The sequence below is a fragment of the Vibrio sp. Isolate24 genome (assembly GCF_022398215.1).
GTDB lineage: Bacteria > Pseudomonadota > Gammaproteobacteria > Enterobacterales > Vibrionaceae > Vibrio > Vibrio coralliilyticus_A.
In genome coordinates this window covers 148,850-166,282 of the sequence record NZ_JAKEUU010000003.1, presented here as the reverse complement: position 1 = coordinate 166,282, position 17,433 = coordinate 148,850, and the positions used below count along the sequence as shown (strand labels likewise).

Sequence of the window (17,433 nt, the reverse complement as noted above, 5' to 3'; positions counted from 1 at the left end):
CTTAATTATTCCATTGTTTTTTTTTGTTTAGTGCTAGTTTAATGGTATCCAAAATATGTATATTATCAGGAATTGAACCGTCTGGATTCATGACAATAATATGTTCTCCTGCTAGAGGCGTATATCTAAAAGGTACCGTAGAGTAGAATACACCTACTGTTGGCGTGTGTGTAGAAATTGCAATGTTACGAATTCCTGTATCAGGTGAAACTAATAGCCTTGCTTTAGCGATATAATCTACAAGTTCTTCTAATGGTAGGCATTCTTTAATAGAAAAGTTTGGGTTTGATGTCAGCGGTTTCAAAAAATCCCCTTTTTCAAAATTATTTTTTCCTTCGAGGTAAATATGTTGATATTCCGGAAAAGAATTAATAGATTTTTTTATTAAGTTTTCTACTTGTTGTTGTGACAGTATTTTTGTTTTAGTTGACGCTCCATTAAAGTAAAGGATCTTAGGCTTTGTTGTGAAACTTTCACTGTACAGGTTTAGATGACTTGGATAGGCGAAATCCAGTGGTCGCTTAGGATTGTGCCCTAGTAGTTTCAGCATATCCATCATACATTCTACTTCGGGTTGAAAATCCGAACGACAGACCGTTATATTGAAAAGCAAGCCTCTAAGGTACCATTTATAAGGGAACCCCATCTTTATTTTTGCTTTACTAAGCGCTGTCATCCAATGAGACCTATTGGTGCTGGCCAAGTCAAAGATGATATCCTGTTTACCTAATTGCTTTATGTTAGCGACTTTCTCTTTAATGGATATTTTTTTACCGTGCTCTTTTCCAGGCATCACATGAACGTGATCAACGAGGTCGCTTGGTACGCCATACATATAATTGGAGACAGGCACTAAAGTAATTTCAGCATTAGGGAAAAACTTACGGGCTTCGACTAAAAAAGGTCGAACTATCACTTGATCGCCAAGTGCAGCATGGCGAATTACTGCGATCTTTTTGATTTTTTCAGGCGTGAATTCCGTCTCAATATAGTGGCGAGCTTTTTTGGATGCATATGCACCACGTTCAAACCAGAGGTGTTTCATAAATTTTTACTCAATGAATTTATCTACAGCAGAAATAACTTGAGGTGGCATTAGTTTATTCAAACAGTCTTGATGTCCTAATGGACACTCACGTTTAAAGCAAGGGCGGCAGTCTATATCAGTATGCACCATCTCTAAATTATCAGTCAGAGGTGGAGTGTATTTTGGTGAGCTAGAACCATATATTGCTACGATATTACAACCAACAGCTGCTGATACGTGCATTAGACCAGAGTCGTTAGAGACAACAGTATGGCAAGCTGCGAGTAGGTCGACCGCTTCAATTAGTGATGTTTCACCAGCCAAGTTAAAGCAATATTGTTGTTGCTCTTGAGTCAGAGCAGACTTGATTTTATCAGTTACTTCTTTATCTTTTGCTGAGCCGAATAGCCAAACTTGTTGTCCTTTATTGATAAGATATTTAGCTAGTTCGGCGTAGTAGTAATCTGGCCAACGTTTTGCTGGGCCAAATTCCGCACCAGGGCACAATCCAATTGCGGGCTTGTTATTGGTTAGTTGAAGCTTTCGACGTGCTGTTTGCTGGCTATCTACACATACTTGTAGGGAAGGTTTAGGGCATTTATCAATGCTCACTTCATCAATCATGGATGATTTTTCATGCGAGAGAGCAACATAACGTTCAACCATATATTGGAAAACGCGTCGATCGGGCCTTAAATCGTTAAGTAGGCCATAGCGCATCTCACCTTTCCAGCCTATCCTATGCGAAACCCCGGCAAAAAGTGGAATCAACGCAGATTTTGCTGAGTTAGGAAGAATGTAAGCATGGGTGTATTTTTCTTTTGCTAGCTGTCGTCCTAGCTTCCACCGTCCTGCAAGATCAAAAGCGCCATGGCCAATGGGCATTTCGATGATGCTATCAATTTCTGGCATTCTCTCAAGTATTTCTTTACACCAAGCAGGTGCCAGTACGTCGATATTCGCACAAGGATGAAGCTGATTAAGTGATGAATATAAACTCTGCGACATTACCATGTCGCCTACCCATGATGGGCCGATGATAAGGATTTTCATGAGCAATAATACATTTTTTAAGAAGTTAGTCAGGTACTTTCAACATTTGTGATTTTATCCCTGATCTCTAACTGTGTGACAGCAAAAAACAAGGCCAGCATATAGCCATAGAAGGTACTAATAAGGTTTTGTTGCAACGCGACTTCTGTTAGGCAGAATAACGCAAAGCTAAAAACAAATAAACATCCTACATAAGCAGCATCTGACTTTTCTCTATACTTAAAGAAGTAACCGAATGGGACCACTATAGTGAATAATATAGAAAATACGCCGAGTATTCCACCTGAGGCTAACTGATCGAAGTATTGACTATGTGCATGGCCCCGCTTGATCCCAGCTGCCCATTCATTGATCACTCCTTCATCAGCAAGCTTCTTATTTAAAGCTTCTCTCTCTGGATGAGTTAGGCCAAGCAAAGGGCGTTCTTTGAAAGCTTCAAAAGCGGCACGCCAAAGTAACAGTCTTCCTCCAGAGGATGTTGCTTGTTCTATGTGTCCGTTAGCGATGTTCGTTATTTCGTAAACTGTATAATTAACACGTTGTTTTATACTAGGGGATACAGTGTAAGAGAGCACTGCAAAAGCTAGTACAAAACAGCAAGAAGCTAGAGAACCTTTTAGGCCTATTTTTTTTATATTTATAATTGCCATTAAAATGACTACTAGAAAAAGTGCAAAAATAGCACCTCTTGTTAAAGTCAGTAAGGTAGCAATAGTCGATAAAACGAAAGAAACAGTTAGCAATATTCGGAGGGATTTATTGTGTAACAATGCTAAAGAAAGTACAGCCAATGCGCAAGCTAAATAACCGAAGTTAATACTAAACAAAAAGCCATCAACACGAACTCTACCTTCAATGAAGTGCTGATATATTGCTATGGAAAAAGCTCCTAAGCTTCCAGAAAAAACCCCCAAAGATAAAGATTGTCTGTATATTTTCTCACTATCTATAATATGTTTTAAAATCATATAAATAGGTATGCATAAAAGTACTCTTGAAGCGCCTCTAAAATATCTAAAATTCCCCCAATCTAATAAAAATAATGGAATATTAGAGAAAGTGTAAGCACTAAGACACAATAATACTAGTTTATCTGTATTATCCCATTTTATTTTATCTTTAAATTTAAACAAAGCTAATATCGAAATAAGTACAGAGACTCCAGCGATAACTACTGAGCCATTGTTAGTGCTAAGTAATAAAGCTAACACTAAAAAGGTTGAAGCAAAGAAAAATTTTTCTAGGTTGTTGTAATAGTTTTTTGGTTTCATATCTTATTTGTAATAAAGTTTTTCTAACTTTGAAATATGAGCTTCCATAGAAAACTCTTTTTTAGCACGTAAGTAAGCTATATCTGCATTATCGTTTTTTAAATCGAGATCATTTATGTAAGACTCAATACATGATGCAATTTCACTTGGATCAAATGGATTGCAAAATAGCGCTGTATTTTCTAAAACCTCCGGTAGTGATCCTGTCTTTGAAGCTATGATAGCCTTGCGAGCAGCCATTGCCTCAATAGCAGTTAAGCCGAACGCTTCATTGTGGTTTGGTAGACAAACAATATCCATAATAGACAATGCTTCATAGGTATCTTTTTTGAATCCGGAAAATATAACTCGGCCTTCGAGTCCTAACTCTACGATCATGTCTTGTAGAGCCTTCAAATAGTTTGTGTCAGCTCCTTGCGAACTCTTTAAACCGCCAACAATTAATAGTTGTACTTCTGGATAGTTCTCAGAAATGAGAGCGAATCCCTCTAAAAGCTCTTTTTGGCCTTTCCCAGAACATATTCTACCTACATTTCCTACTGTTATTGAGTTAGGTTTTAAGCCAAGTTTTGTCTTTATTTCAGCTATGTTCTCTATTGTGTTATTTCTAGCTTTTGGAATATCTGTTCCGAGCCATAAACATGTCAGCTTTTCCTTTTTAACGGGAAGCGCGATTAAATTTCGTTGATATGTCTCTTTGCTAATCGCGAAGACTCGGTTTAAATGTCTATATATACAATTATGGTATAGATCTTTTTTGGAATTGGTGATACCCATATGTTCGGTAAAAAAAGAGCATCTAGTAGTTACTAAATTTAATAATGCTGATACGAGTACATCACCGGACTTGTGGCAGTGCACTGTGTTTACTGAACGTGCTTTTAACCACGAGTTCAGCTTGAATAGTTCGCTAAAAATGAGAGAAAATTTGCTCTTGATCTCAAAAACTTCAATACCCGCACCTCTCATTCCTTTTGCAACTTGCGAATTAGATATGCATAAACCATAAACCTTATAGCCTCTTTCTTGAAACTCTTTCCCGATCCTAATTGGATACATTTCTAGCCCTCCCCATCCTTTGGAGAGGCATATATGCAAAATTACTGATTTGTTCACATAAAGCCCTATCGGTGCAATTTAGTTAATTAGAGACATATATTCAGCTACACCTTGTGCTACCGTTTTAAATTCATGTTGACATCCAGCGGCGCGAAGTTTTGTTAAATCTGCTTGAGTGAATTCCTGATAAGTCCCTTTTAAGTGTTCAGGGAATGGGATAGTTTCGATTTTACCTTTTCTATGAAAGGTGATTACTGCTTTCGCGACTTCTTCAAATGATTCTGCTTTTCCAGTCCCAAGGTTGAAAATACCTGATTTACTGTTTTCCATAAACCATAAGTTTACGGCTGACACATCACCCACGTAGACAAAGTCGCGTTTGAAAGTTTCACTCCCAGCGAACAATTTGGGATTTTCACCATTATTTATCTGGTTGTTGAGGTGAAATGCAACCGATGCCATCGAGCCTTTGTGTTGCTCGCGAGGTCCATATACATTGAAGTAACGGAATCCCGTTATTTGAGACAGCTTTTCTCCATGTTCTTCAGCATCTTGCCAAATACGGCGCACGTAGTTATCAAATTGCTGCTTAGAGTAGCCATATACGTTCAGTGCACCTTCATACTCTTTTTCTTCAATGAAAGTATCTGTTTCGCCATAAGTGGCCGCGGAAGAGGCATAAAGGAAAGGAATTTTTCGTTCTAGACAGTAATGCAAAAGCTCTTTTGAATACTCATAGTTATTGAGCATCATGTACTTGCCATCCCACTCAGTGGTAGCAGAGCAAGCTCCCTCATGAAAAAGTGCTTCGATAGGGCCGAAGTCATCTCCAGCCATGACTTGAGTTAGAAAGTCGTCACGGTCCAGGTAGTCAGTGATATCTAGATCAACCAAGTTCTGAAATTTCTTACCATTCTTAAGGTTGTCGACTACCAAAATGTCGTTAATGCCTTTTTCATTCAGGCTTTTGATTATATTGCTGCCAATCATTCCAGCACCACCTGTGACGATAATCATAAAAAACTCCTAATGCTCCCAAAAAGTTGAACAAAGCATACCACGATCAGGCAAGTTGAGCCATTTACGTTCAATGATTCCCGTACTCTTAAACAATCAACCGTCCAGTTCAAAATGCAATATCGATTCTAGCAAATGTTTGCTGTATCATTCCGATATTTTGAGTATCCAAGCACTCAACTTTATCTTAGACCGCTTCTAAATAGGAGCGATCGTTAAGTAGGCTCTTTCGTTCAAGAGGAGTCATTGGATAAAAAGATGATTTTATAAGCCCCATTGTTGAAAAAATAATCTATCCAAAGGTTTATCTATGTATGGGGTGGGCAGGTTTAATATATTAACTAGGAATGTGAGTATGCGTTTTGAAGTGGCTGGTGCAAAAATAGGCATTATTGGTCTAGGGTATGTAGGACTACCCTTGGCGGTAGAGTTTGGTAAAAAAGTAAAAACGATAGGCTTTGATATAAATAGTTCAAGAGTCGAAGAGCTAAAGGCTGGTTCTGATAGCACCCTAGAGTGTAGTCACGATGAACTCCAATCTGCAACTCTACTTACTTATACGGCGAATCTTAAAGAACTAACTGATTGTAATATCTATATCGTGACAGTTCCTACGCCTATTGACGTTCATAAGCAACCAGACCTGGCTCCACTTATTAAGGCTTCTGAAGCGTTGGGTCAAGTTGTTAAAAAAGGCGATATTATTATCTATGAATCTACAGTCTACCCTGGGGCTACCGAAGAAGATTGCATCCCAGTCGTTGAGCGAGCTTCAGGGCTAAGATTTAACGTAGATTTTTATGCTGGTTATTCTCCAGAACGTATTAATCCAGGAGACAAAGAACACAGGGTAACTAACATTCTTAAAGTTACGAGTGGTTCGACTCCGGAAGTTGCAAGCTACGTTGATGAACTTTATAAATCGATTATAACCGCTGGCACTTATAAAGCCTCGTCAATTAAGGTAGCAGAAGCTGCAAAAGTGATAGAGAACACTCAGCGTGACGTAAATATTGCCCTAATCAATGAGCTGTCAATCATATTTAATAAGTTAAATATTGACACATTAGAAGTATTACAAGCTGCAGGTACTAAGTGGAACTTCCTTCCTTTCCGACCTGGGTTGGTTGGGGGGCATTGTATCGGTGTAGATCCGTATTATTTGACTCACAAAGCTCAATCTGTAGGCTATCATCCAGAAATGATCTTGGCCGGTCGTCGATTAAATGATGGTATGGCTGAGTATAGCGTATCTCAATTAGTTAAGCTCATGTTAAAAAAACGTATTCATGTAGAAGGGGCGAATGTTTTGATTATGGGGCTAACTTTCAAAGAAAATTGCCCAGATCTTAGGAATACTAAGGTTGTAGACATTGTGAGAGAGTTAAAAGAATACAACATTAATGTGGATATTGTCGATCCTTGGTGTTCCAGTGAAGAAGCTAACTTAGAATATGGACTTGAGTTATGTGAAGAACCACAAGCTGGTAACTATGACGCGATAGTCCTGGCTGTTGCTCACGATGAGTTTCGTAGCTTAGGAGCGAAGAGGATTCGAGAATACGGTAAAAAAGAGCATGTGTTATACGATCTAAAGTATGTATTGGATAAATCTGATGTCGACATGCGTTTATAATTTTACGGGTTAATCTCTTTGCTAAGCTATATGGAGCAACAATCAAAATGTTTAAGTACGAAAAAGTAAAGAAAGAGCTGCAAGCTGAACCCAAAGTTTGGCTTATTACGGGTGCTGCCGGATTTATTGGCTCAAACTTACTAGAGTCGCTATTGAAGCTAGAACAAACAGTTGTTGGACTAGATAATTTTGCTACAGGGCATAAGTCTAACCTGTTAGAAGTCAAAAACAGTGTCTCTACGACTCAATGGGAGAGGTTTCGTTTTATAGAAGGGGATATAACTGACTATGGAACGTGCATAGAAGCTACTCGTGGAATTGACTACGTTTTGCATCAAGCAGCACTGGGGTCGGTTCCTCGCTCTATAGCTGATCCAATCGCTACAAATGATGCAAACATTACAGGCTTTCTCAATATCCTTAATGCATCTAAGGAGAATAAAACAAAAAGTTTTACATACGCCGCGAGCAGTTCGACTTATGGTGATCACCCGGTATTGCCTAAAGTCGAACAAAATATTGGGAATCCACTTTCGCCATATGCAGTGACAAAATATGTCAATGAATTATATGCTTCGGTGTTTTCAAGAACATATGGCTTTCAATGTATAGGCTTACGATATTTTAATGTGTTTGGTAGACGACAAGATCCTAATGGAGCATATGCAGCTGTAATTCCTAAATGGACAGCGGCATTACTTTCCGGTTCGGACGTGTACATCAATGGCGATGGAGAAACGAGTCGAGATTTTTGCTATATCGAAAATGTTGTACAAATGAATATTTTATCCGCAACTGCAGGAAAAGATGTTAAAGATGAAGTCTACAATGTTGCAGTTGGGGATAGAACAACACTCAATGATTTATTCTATACCATTCAAGCAGAGCTAGGTCAAAGTGGTAAAAAACCTATATATAGAGACTTTAGACCTGGAGATGTAAGGCATTCTCAAGCTGATATAAGTAAAGCAAAAGAGCAATTAGGCTATGAACCACTTTATAAAATAAAAGATGGGTTAAGTATTGCTATGGGATGGTACAAAAAACAAAATGATGGAAATAACTAATGAGAATGCAGGCTAAAAATTTAACCAGCGAGCTTAGCCTTAATGAGTTGATGCTAGAGTTATGGAATAAAAAGCTAATCATAGCTGTATCTATAGTTTTTGGTGTTTTAAGTTTACTGGCTTTGTCTCTTATGAAGCCGGTACAGTATGAGCAAAAAGGGGAGTTTTCATTCTACACAGACTCAATTTTCTTCGGCTACGATCAAAAAACAGCATCTAGCGCGTCGTTTGACTATATAAACAACAGGTCTTTTTCCGATTTTGCTTTAAAAAATAGTGATGTTGATAGTCAGTTTAATTTTAGCTTTGATCCTAGAAAAAAACTGATCACACTGATTGTTAGAGGGGAAGATGAAAGTAAGGTAGAGAGAGATTTCAATAACTATAAAAAGCAAATCAGCACTCTCGCGAAGCAAGACTTGATTGAGCGAAGAGAGACTGAACACAGAATGATGATAGAGACCTTTAATAGTCAAACTAGTGATAAAGTTTTAGAAGCTATTGCGGAAAAAATTGCAGTAATCATGTACGTGGTCCATGTCGCCAAAGAGCCTAATATCGAGTTGATGGCTGTAAGCAAAAAGTATGAAAATCCAATCAAGACGAATGAGAAGAATAGGAAGCTCTACATTCTACTAGGTGCTTTACTTGGGGGGTGTTTGTCTACTGTTACAATTATTTTTAATTACTTGTATAGAAGCTATAAAAAATAGTGGTGTAAGCTTGAGTATTCAAAATGAAAATAGAAGTCTTCTATTCGTATTGATATTAGTTTTTGCTTCTTTTTATTTTAATGTATTGCCTTATATTATTAAGTTTTTAGATATTAATATTGTAAGCAGTTATTATACGTTAAATAATATTACAGAAGACACATTGATTGTTTCTTCTGTAATTTCGATTGCATTTTTCATTGTGAGTAGTGTACTACTTATTTACTATCACTTCAGTGGTGCTCTTGTTAGAAACTTAAATTACAACCCCAAAATACCATTTATATTTGAATTGATATTTGCTGTTTCTGTAATTTTAATAACTAAAGATCACTTCTCTCAATCTCGAGACGTTATTAAATCCGGTTCTACACTAGTTAGTGAAATTATTATAATTAGTTCTATATCGATTTGTTCATATAAACTGTTGATAGATAAAAGAGTAATTCCTAGCTTGCTTAGGTTTTTATTTATTTCATACATAGCAATAGTTATATTTGAGAGGGAGTTTTTCCTTTTTGCAGTTATTCCCTTGATACTTAGGGTTAGAGTTACAGGAAAAAGCCTGATTGTATTGTCAATTTCTAGTGTCGTGCTTATGTCTACGGTTTTGCTATATAAAGATTTAGTTAACTACTCTCGCGGACAAAGCTTCAATAATTCTACTAATGGGATTCTGTATAAACTAGGAGTTGATACAATCCACAAACTCTCTTTAGAAGTTTCATACATTGACGGGGGGAATGTGCCAAATTACAAACCATTTAGTTTGATGTCACCATATCAAATCCCAAGGCTTGTTGAACCGGAGCGTACTACAAACTCTCGATTAGCTACCGATTATTATACTGATGGTAACACTGGTACGGGGTTCTCTAGCTGGCTAGAAGGATATATTAATTTTGGAATGGCTGGTATAGTTTTAGTGCCTTTAATTGTCATACTAATTATACATCTCACTACAGGTATTTTAGGGCAGTCAACGTTAATACCACTACTAATTTTTGCTATTAAATACAATAGAGCTGAGTTATGGCCATTGCTAATTTCGATGGTCATATTTCCAAGTCTAGTGATATATCTTATTTCTACGCTGAGCATGAGACGTGAATAAATACCTGTTAACTATTTTAAAAATAACAACACAGTTAACGGTAATGTCTCCTGTGTTATACTTTTACTTTGTTGATCTGGAATCAGCAGGCAACTATTTGAAATGGGCTCCTTTATTTTCTATTTTAATAGAACTCTCCGCATTTGAATGGGTTAAAATAGCCGTTTTAAAAGAAAGAGTAGGTAGGGATGAGTTGATTTTTAGAAGGAAAGCAATATTTATTTCCTACCTAATATCATTTTTTGCCATTCTATATCTTCTAGATGCTAGAGAAACAGTTTTAGTTATAACGTGCCTATTGTTACCTCTGATGTCTCAACACTACGTCGATACATACTCTTTACCAGAGAGAATCAATAAGAATGAACGTAAGTTCCACAAGAGATTTGTAGCTAAGTCTTTAATTATTGATATTTATATTCCGATATTAGTCATGTTTTCTCTAATTATGGGTTTTGAAAGTTACTTATATCCAATAACAATATTGGGCTATTTGACGATATTTTCCATGACAATTTGGGTATATTCAAATATATTAAATTACAGTAAAGAGCATAAATTTGACGAGTCTTATATTAATATATATTTCTACGCACTGCTCAAAAGACTGGATAGTCAATCTTTAAGACTGACGATGGCCTTCTTTCTACCAGAGAAGATTCTTGGTCAACTTGTTCCGATTACATTAATTTCTAGAGGTATTAATGTGGTTGGAAACTTTACGAATTATCTTTTTTTACACCGGAACAATGAAATAACGACACGTTACCTTAAAAACATTGTTGTTGTACCATGCTTAATTATTTTTCCTATAATTATTTCCATTAGTGCATACATAATTTTCAACTATGTCGGCTTATATGAATTTAATATTTACTACGCCTCAGTCATGTTGTCGTTAAATATCAGTGCCGTAGTTAAATTGTTTATTAGAGGTGTTAGGCTTAGAGAGGGAAAAATCCGAGATATATTCTCAACATTAGTTGTGAATATATTATTAAAAGGCTCAGTGTTTTCATTGGTGTTCTTCATTGATCAGCGGTTAGCATTGTTGGCTATCATCTATATGGCCGCTGAGATAGTCTATGAATCACATGTGGCAAAAAGGCTTACGATAAATGAACATATTAAGAATTAGCAGTTATCCGACTAAAGAAAGACCAGGGATGGGTCTACATCCTTATAAGATAACTCAAAGTATGTCCTCTGATGTGAGGACTTATTATGTTACAACGAAAAATAATGACGAAAATGAAACTATACCCCAGGGTGTTTTTTTAAATGAGCAATACTTCTTTAGCGAAAAGAGAGACCCTTCTGCTGGAATATTAAAAAAAATCATATTCAATATTAAGAGAATTTTAGGAATTATTTCTTTTAGTACCAGAACCATTTGTTTTTATAGACGAATTGATATAGACGTAGTTCATATACACTCCCCTATGTTTATACTCATTGCGCTCTATTATAAAATGTTGGGAAAGAATACATACATTACCTACCATGGTTCAGACTTAAATGCTGTTAGTAAATCCAAGCTCTATTGTTACTTTTTAAATAAGTTAGCAGGAGCATTTGCTATCTCACCTTCAATGATTCCATCATTAAAAGAAATTCATGGTAAGGACTCTGTATTTCAAACATTTAATGCTATTGATCGAAGCGAATACTTTCATGATAAGAACAAGCAACGTCAAAAGAGGATCGTAGCGGTTGGGTCATTAAAGCTTGAAAAGGGATTTGATTTGCTTATTGACGCGTTTTCTCAAATTGTGAAGGTTCACCCAGAATACGACTTAGTCATTGCCGGAGAAGGCCCTTTACGTCCTGTGCTTCAGGCTCAGATAACAGAATCTGGGTTAGATGACAAAGTGACTCTAATAGGGCATATGAACAAGTCAAGTTTGTTGGATCTTTATTCTACTAGCGAGATGTTTGTTCTTAGCTCGGTATCAGAAGGTTTTCCTAAAGTCGTTCTTGAAGCATTAGCATGCCAACTAAAGTTAGTGACTACCAACGTAGGAGCTATCCCTGACTTTTTGGGAGACTACCCTTACATAGTAAATCCAGATGCGTCTGAAATCGCAGAAGCAATAGTTAAATTGACGGCAGATAGCGAAGACTACGGATTGGAAAAGGTTTTAGATAAGTACTCGGATTGGAGAGTAGTCTCAGATATGTATTTGGAGGTTTATAAAAATGATACCATATGAAGAAGTTAAGCAGAAATCGAAGAGAAAGAATGCGAGTTCAAATGACAAGCTACATTTCTTTGCCTCTAAATTTAGCATGATGTTTAGTTGGGTGTTCATTAACCTTGGATTAAGCGCTAATCAAGTTACATTGGTTTTCTTTATCGCTGGTCTACTGTCGTGCTATTTCTATTTTCTAGGCGGAGTTTATGTATTTTTAGCTTATATATTCTGGCGCTTACATATAATTTTTGATCTTTCTGATGGTGATGTGGCAAGATTTAACCAGACTTTCTCTATTAATGGTTCATACTGGGACTATATGATCCATTCAGTATTATATCCTCTCAGCTTTATTTCTATATCATTGAATGTTTACTTTACATTTAACGATCCTTTAAGCTTAATTATTGGTATGTTTGGTAGTTTAGTTATGAGTTTAAACTTAGCTACAAAAAACAATTATTATCGAGCGATGCTTTTTTCGAATGTTAAACTCGACACAAGTAAGGGTAAGTTGACTCAATTGTCCGGGCTAAAATTTCAATTAAAAAGGTCAATACAAGCATTATTAAGTTATGAAGGATTTTTGTTAATTATCACAACTGCCTTATTCTTAGAGGTCAATAATGTTTTTCTTCACATTATCATGATTTTTTACTCGGCAGTAATGGCGTCTATCAGTTTTATTAAGTTTTATTTATTTTCTAAGAATGGATTTTATAGCAAGAGAAGCTAGTTATGTGTGGACTGTTTTTAACAAATGACCCTATTTTCAAAACAAGTCAGGGAAATATAATCGAGGAAAAGCTAAGATTTCGTGGTCCGGATTATTCATCTGGAATCATAGAAGTGGGACCTTGGAAACTTTATCACTCAAGATTGTCGATTATTGATGTAGAAAGTAACGAATCCAATCAGCCGATGTTAGGTTCTGAAGGGGGGGCGCTATTATTCAATGGAGAAATCCTTAACTTCAAGGAATTATCGGAAAAATACTTCGATGGAAGTCATGTAGGAGATACAAAGCTCTTATTTGATCTGATAGAAAATGATCTGTTAGATTTGGACGAGCTAGATGGGTTTTATGCATTTTCTTATATTAATAAGAGTGGTGAACTGAAGTATTGTGCTCGAGATAAGTTTGGAGTTAAACCTTTATTTTATTTAAAAAGAGAAGGGTTTGTAACTATAAGCTCAGAGCCGTCGGTCATTAAGGAAATTCATAATCTTAATGTGGATATGAATGCTTTAGAAGAGTATAAATGCATGAGGGCCCCTGTATTCTCAAATTCCTATTTTGAGGGAATAGAGTCTGTGACTCCAGGTTCCTGTCTCATTCAGGGTACTTTCTTTGATCCTAAGTGTTTCATTTCCAGTCATTATGAACCTTTAGAAATCGAACAACTCGAACAAGTACTTAAGCATTCGGTAAGCACTCGATGTGTCAGTGATGTTCCCGTTGGTCTGTTACTCAGCAGAGGCATAGATAGCAATCTTACGAAGCACCTAGGTAAGTTTACCCACCTATATACGATCGGTTTCGAAGGCGATGAGGACATTGAGTACTTAGCAAACCAAGATATAAAAAACCTAACTCTAGAGTATTGTAGCCCTGAAGAATATCGTGAATCTTTCGAATATTTACTTGAGTTGAGAGGTGAGCCACTTTCAGTACCAAATGAAGTTCTGCTGTACAAAATTGCTAAGCGTGCAGCTGACGAGGGGGTTAAGGTCTTACTTTCTGGGGAGGGGGCCGATGAGTTTTTCGGAGGCTATGACAGAATTTTTTCATGGGCCGCTCAGGAAGAAGTTTTTGATCTAGAGACGTTTGTAGAGTATTACTGCTATTCTAAGCCTTCGAAAGGTAGCTATGTATATCAGAAAATTGAAGAGCTATTTCAAAGTGCAGGCAATCAAAGCCCATTTGAGTTAGTTCGCTGGTTTTTTATTAAATATCATATGCCAGTATTATTCAGAAGGCTTGATTTCGCTTTGATGGCCGCAGGTGTAGAGGGTAGAGAGCCTTTGGCAAATATGCATACCTTTTTGGCGGCTATGAAGTTCGCCCCTGACTCACTAATGACTAATAATAAATTAGGTAAGTTACCTTTAAGGCGTGCTATCACCAAGTATGAAGGTGAAGATTTTGCTTTTGAGAAAAAGGTGGGCTTTCCAGTAGATTTAAGAAAAGTTTACCCGGGCATTGCTGACGCGTCTTCATATGACATCTGGTTCCAAAAAAATATTGAGGTCTTAAAAAAATGATTATTGGCTACACAAGTGGTGTATTTGACTTATTTCATGTTGGACATGTGAACATTTTGAGAAATGCTAAATCTATGTGCGACAAACTAATTGTGGGCGTCACAGTAGACGAATTAGTATTGTATAAGGGGAAACGTTCAGTAATTCCTTATCATGAGCGAATCGAAGTGGTTAGATCGTGCAAATATGTCGATGTTGCTGTACCACAAATGGATATGAATAAATTTGATGCTGCCAAAAAGTACCATGCAAACATTTTGTTTGTTGGTGATGACTGGTATAAATCTGAAAAGTGGAAGTCTTACGAAGAAGAGCTATCTAAGATAGGGTGTAAGGTTGTATATTTTCCATACACACAGGGTACTTCGAGTACTATTATCAATGATACCCTTAAAGGCATAAGAGACCACGGTAGTGAGTGATTCAATCATGAGAGTTTGCATGGTTGCAAACTCTCCTTTTACCCTTTTGAATTTTAGATTAGATCTAATTAAGTATTTAGTAGAAAGAGGACATCGGGTAATTCTCTTGTGCCCGGCCAGTTGTAATCTTATAAATGAACGTAAGGTTATCGAGCTGACAAAATCTCTAGGTGTTGAACTGATTGACTTGTCGGTCTCGAGAGCTGGTGTTAATCCATACTCTGAAGCTAAGTCCTTACTTAAATTGGCTATTTTATTTCGGAAGCTCAAACCTACACACATATTAAACTATACAGTGAAGGCAAACGTATATGGTGGATTGGCATCATATCTGGTCCCTTCGGCGAAAGTCTATTCAAATATTACAGGGTTAGGTTACTCTTTTTCAGGTCAGACTTTGAAACAAAAGACTATTGCTTGTCTAATAAAATTGTCTTATAGACTGGTAACTCACCGCTCTCAAAATGTTTTTTTCCAAAACCAAGACGATGTTAACTTTTTTGTTTCGTCTAAATTGATTGATCCTATGAAGGTAGCGTTGATTCCTGGCTCCGGCGTCAATACAAAAAAGTTTACACGAAAAAACTTTAACACTACCTGTATACAATTTCTATTTGTAGGTAGATTGCTCAAGGATAAGGGAATATATGAGTTTATTTCGGCTTCTAAGCTGCTAGCATCGAAATATAACGAAGTGACTGTTTCGATTGTTGGTCACTTAGACGATAACCCTAACGCTATCACAGAATCTGAACTTGAGAATCTCTTAGAAGGCACCTCCATCCAATACTTAGGTGGTTCAGATACTATGGTTGAGGTTTATGAGAATCATAACGTTTTTGTACTGCCATCATATCGAGAAGGGAAGCCTAAGGCAGCGCTTGAAGCTATGAGTATGTCGATGCCGATTGTAATTACCGACGCACCTGGATGTAAGGAAGTCGTTGAAGATAGCGTAACAGGGTTCAAGGTAGCAGTCAAAGATGATATACAGTTGTATAATGCAATGGAACGCTTTGTATTGGAGCCTGAGTTAATAACTTCGATGGGAAGAAATTGTAGAGAGGTAGCAGAGTCACTGTATGATTCTTCTATCGTTGTAAATAAAGTATATGAAGCATTGAAAGATGAATAAGAACAATGAATTAATTGAGTATATATCTAAGTTTCGGCCTTATATTGTAGTTGGACTGGTATTATTGATGATAACTCTCGTCTTAGGAAACTTCATGAAGGTTTACCAGACTGATGAGAGCTTTTTTATGTATAAAGCTTGGTCTGTAACATACTTTGATGACACAATTATTAGTGCTTATTTACCAGGTCTTTTTCCTTTTATATTTTCAAGGTTTGTAGGTTTTTTTGATGGTGATATGGATGTGTTTATATATTCCAGAGCTCTTGTTGGGCTGTTTTTTATAGCGTCGATAGTACTAACGTATATATATGTTTATAGATCTTTCTCTAATATAAAACGCTCTAGCGCCTTTCTTTTGTCTGCGCTTGCTATAATTTACGTAGCAGCTATGAGAGGTTTTGAGTTAAGACCTGAGTCTATTGCTAACTTATTTCTTATTGCTTCTTTCTCGTATTTAATCTTGAATTCAGATCGTTTTGGCAAGATTATATTTTATGTCTCATTATTTCTTGCAATGGCTGCAGCATTCACGTCATTGCGATATACTCTGCCTGCAGCTTTTATTGCATTGGCATCATGTATAAAATTATGGCATAAAGATGATTTCAGGTATATAGATATACTTTATGTTTCAATATCTGTTTTAATCTTTGTTTCTTTCATGCATTTTCATGTTCATGATTACTCAGTTTTTATCAAAGCTCTAACTAGCTACGAAAGTACACGAGAGTTTAAAGCAGATCTCTATTCTAAAGTTTTTTCACTCGGACTTGGTAAGTACGATTATGTGTTTAATGCCAAAGGACTATATTTTTCGGAGTATGTAAGGGTTATAACATTTTTAATGTTCTCTGCTTTGATGTCACTGAGTATTATCCGCGCTGGTGATCTTAAAGAAAAGCTCTTATTGTCAACGCTCTTTTCTGGGGGGGGGGCAATTTACTTATTTACTCTAATGGAATCAATTCCCATGAACTATGTGGTGTCATTAGAAGTAATATACGTATTTCTTTCGCTTGTATATGTTTGTGGTTCTTTGGGTTTTTACGATAATAAAAAATATATCTTGCTTTCTTTGTCTCCTATTTTGTTAGGAGGAGTATACTCTTTTGTTTTCTTGGAGCGACATTCTATTCTTGACTATATGTTTATAAAAACAAAGTCAACTGTTCAAATAAAGTCACTATCAGACGAAGAACTTCTATACCACAAGCGAGCACCTAGAGGAGAGTACAACCTAGAATCTCTATCTATGATTTATAGTGAGGCGTGTGTAAGGTATCGTGGCTACAAGGTGTTTACAAAAGAGTTTGGTTATCATCCAATTTGTATCAGAGATGAATATTCTCATAAATATTGGCTTGAGTTGATGACTTACGAAGAAGTGTTGAAGAAAATAAACGAATCTTCGTCGGACATCAAGTTTATCGGTGACCATTTCGTGTTTTATAGGTAG

General features: G+C 36.6%; 16 protein-coding genes. 11 read left to right on the top strand and 5 right to left on the bottom strand.

Annotation, left to right across the window (positions count from 1 at the left end):
* Position 1: 1 nt before the first annotated feature.
* The 5 genes from L1D23_RS13520 to rfaD are packed head-to-tail and all read right to left on the bottom strand — an operon-like array spanning position 2 to position 5,427.
* Positions 2-1,045 carry a glycosyltransferase family 9 protein gene (locus tag L1D23_RS13520; RefSeq protein WP_239867088.1) on the bottom strand — a complete coding sequence of 348 codons (1,044 nt, stop codon included), beginning with the start codon at positions 1,043-1,045 and terminating at the stop codon, positions 2-4.
* 6 nt (positions 1,046-1,051) lie between these two features.
* Entirely contained in the window at positions 1,052-2,080 is a 1,029-nt protein-coding gene (gene waaF, locus L1D23_RS13515) for a lipopolysaccharide heptosyltransferase II (RefSeq protein WP_239867085.1), read from the bottom strand.
* Positions 2,081-2,109: 29 nt separating this feature from the next.
* Positions 2,110-3,351: an O-antigen ligase family protein gene (locus L1D23_RS13510; RefSeq protein WP_239867081.1), complete on the bottom strand. Its 1,242-nt coding sequence runs from the start codon at positions 3,349-3,351 to the stop codon at positions 2,110-2,112.
* A gap of 3 nt (positions 3,352-3,354) precedes the next feature.
* On the bottom strand, positions 3,355-4,467 hold the full coding sequence (locus tag L1D23_RS13505; protein WP_345779105.1) for a glycosyltransferase family 4 protein: 1,113 nt from the start codon (positions 4,465-4,467) through the stop codon (positions 3,355-3,357).
* Positions 4,468-4,488: 21 nt separating this feature from the next.
* Positions 4,489-5,427, bottom strand: a complete 939-nt coding sequence (gene rfaD, locus L1D23_RS13500; RefSeq protein WP_239867074.1) for an ADP-glyceromanno-heptose 6-epimerase — start codon at positions 5,425-5,427, stop codon at positions 4,489-4,491.
* Between the two features lie 355 nt (positions 5,428-5,782).
* On the opposite strand from rfaD, the gene tviB reads away from it, so the two are divergent.
* From tviB to L1D23_RS13445, 11 genes are all read left to right on the top strand, one after another.
* Complete coding sequence (tviB, locus tag L1D23_RS13495; protein WP_239867071.1) at positions 5,783-7,063, top strand: Vi polysaccharide biosynthesis UDP-N-acetylglucosamine C-6 dehydrogenase TviB; 1,281 nt, start codon at positions 5,783-5,785, stop codon at positions 7,061-7,063.
* 47 nt (positions 7,064-7,110) lie between these two features.
* A complete protein-coding gene (locus L1D23_RS13490; protein ID WP_239867068.1) occupies positions 7,111-8,130 on the top strand; it encodes an NAD-dependent epimerase/dehydratase family protein in 1,020 nt (339 codons plus the stop codon).
* Positions 8,130-8,843, top strand: a complete 714-nt coding sequence (locus tag L1D23_RS13485) for a hypothetical protein (protein WP_239867065.1) — start codon at positions 8,130-8,132, stop codon at positions 8,841-8,843. Before L1D23_RS13490 ends, L1D23_RS13485 begins: the two co-directional genes overlap by 1 nt.
* Before the next feature lie 10 nt (positions 8,844-8,853).
* Positions 8,854-9,957, top strand: a complete 1,104-nt coding sequence (locus L1D23_RS13480; protein WP_239867062.1) for a hypothetical protein — start codon at positions 8,854-8,856, stop codon at positions 9,955-9,957.
* Positions 9,950-11,095 carry a hypothetical protein gene (locus tag L1D23_RS13475; RefSeq protein ID WP_239867059.1) on the top strand — a complete coding sequence of 382 codons (1,146 nt, stop codon included), beginning with the start codon at positions 9,950-9,952 and terminating at the stop codon, positions 11,093-11,095. Before L1D23_RS13480 ends, L1D23_RS13475 begins: the two co-directional genes overlap by 8 nt.
* Entirely contained in the window at positions 11,076-12,170 is a 1,095-nt protein-coding gene (locus L1D23_RS13470) for a glycosyltransferase family 4 protein (RefSeq protein ID WP_239867056.1), read from the top strand. Before L1D23_RS13475 ends, L1D23_RS13470 begins: the two co-directional genes overlap by 20 nt.
* A complete protein-coding gene (locus tag L1D23_RS13465; protein WP_239867054.1) occupies positions 12,157-12,888 on the top strand; it encodes a CDP-alcohol phosphatidyltransferase family protein in 732 nt (243 codons plus the stop codon). Before L1D23_RS13470 ends, L1D23_RS13465 begins: the two co-directional genes overlap by 14 nt.
* Before the next feature lie 2 nt (positions 12,889-12,890).
* Positions 12,891-14,417 (top strand): asparagine synthase-related protein, encoded by a 1,527-nt coding sequence (locus L1D23_RS13460; RefSeq protein WP_239867051.1) that lies wholly within the window; start codon positions 12,891-12,893, stop codon positions 14,415-14,417.
* Positions 14,414-14,839: an adenylyltransferase/cytidyltransferase family protein gene (locus tag L1D23_RS13455; RefSeq protein WP_239867048.1), complete on the top strand. Its 426-nt coding sequence runs from the start codon at positions 14,414-14,416 to the stop codon at positions 14,837-14,839. Before L1D23_RS13460 ends, L1D23_RS13455 begins: the two co-directional genes overlap by 4 nt.
* Positions 14,832-15,974 (top strand): glycosyltransferase family 4 protein, encoded by a 1,143-nt coding sequence (locus L1D23_RS13450; RefSeq protein WP_239867045.1) that lies wholly within the window; start codon positions 14,832-14,834, stop codon positions 15,972-15,974. The genes L1D23_RS13455 and L1D23_RS13450 overlap by 8 nt, the downstream gene beginning before the upstream one ends.
* 94 nt (positions 15,975-16,068) lie before the next feature.
* Entirely contained in the window at positions 16,069-17,433 is a 1,365-nt protein-coding gene (locus L1D23_RS13445) for a hypothetical protein (protein WP_239867042.1), read from the top strand.